The sequence below is a fragment of the Streptomyces colwelliae genome (assembly GCF_048158785.1).
Taxonomy (GTDB): domain Bacteria; phylum Actinomycetota; class Actinomycetes; order Streptomycetales; family Streptomycetaceae; genus Streptomyces.
This window is the reverse complement of record NZ_JBLTJC010001024.1, coordinates 1-404: the sequence shown is the minus strand read 5'-3', so window position 1 is coordinate 404 and position 404 is coordinate 1. Positions and strand designations below refer to the sequence as shown.

Sequence of the window (404 nt, the reverse complement as noted above, 5' to 3'; positions counted from 1 at the left end):
GGGGAGGACCGACACCCGTTCCGCCGCGATGTTCGCGAGCACCGTGTCGACGTTGAACACCGGCTGCGGGATCATCGTCGCGCCCCGCATGAGGCAGGCGATGACGCCCGCCTTGTAGCCGAAGGTGTGGAAGAAGGGGTTCACGATCAGGTAGCGGTCGCCCTGCCGCAGCCCCGCCAGGTCGCTCCACACCTCGTACGCCCGCAAGGTCTGCGCGTGGGTGATCACCGCGCCCTTCGGGCGGCCCGTCGTACCCGACGTGAAGATGATGTCCGAGACCGACGAACCGTCCAACTCCCGTGCCCGCTCCCGCACTTCCGCCGCGCCCACGCCCTCCCCGCCGGCCAGGAAGTCCTTCCAGGTACGGAAGTCGGCGGGTGCGTCGTCCGCGAGCACCACCACCT

The 404-nt window shown here is 69.6% G+C and carries 1 protein-coding gene; it reads right to left on the bottom strand.

Annotated features, from left to right (window positions below; translation table 11 throughout):
• The coding region (locus tag ACNFOC_RS55650) for an AMP-binding protein (protein ID WP_416966480.1) at window positions 1–404 on the bottom strand (404 nt) is incomplete at both ends.